Origin of the sequence: Yimella sp. RIT 621 (genome assembly GCF_004146205.1) — a bacterium.
GTDB lineage: Bacteria > Actinomycetota > Actinomycetes > Actinomycetales > Dermatophilaceae > Yimella > Yimella lutea.
Map to the genome: position 1 here is coordinate 1 of NZ_SEIP01000044.1, position 333 is coordinate 333.

Below are 333 nucleotides of genomic sequence, written 5' to 3' on the forward strand. Positions count from 1 at the left end.
CCCAACAGTTCTTCGCTCGCCATGGCATCACCGTCAAAGCGGTCCTGACCGACAACGGCGCCTGCTACCGCAGCCGGTTATGGGCCAAGACGCTCGGCACGCGCATCAAACACCGCCGTACCCGCCCCTACCGGCCGCAAACCAACGGCAAGGTCGAACGCTTCAACCGGACCCTGCTGGAGGAATGGGCTTACGCGTGCGCTTACACCTCAGAAGCCGACCGCCGTGCGACCTACCCCGAATGGCTCCATCACTACAATCACCACCGCGGCCACACCAGCCTCAAGGGCCAATCACCCATCGACCGCGTGCCTAACCTCTCCGGACAGAACA

1 protein-coding gene is annotated in these 333 nt (G+C 63.4%); it reads left to right on the top strand.

Annotated features, from left to right (window positions below; all coding sequences use genetic code 11):
- A partial coding sequence (locus EU513_RS15610) for an integrase core domain-containing protein (RefSeq protein ID WP_129627813.1) occupies positions 1-333 on the top strand: 333 nt, incomplete at both ends.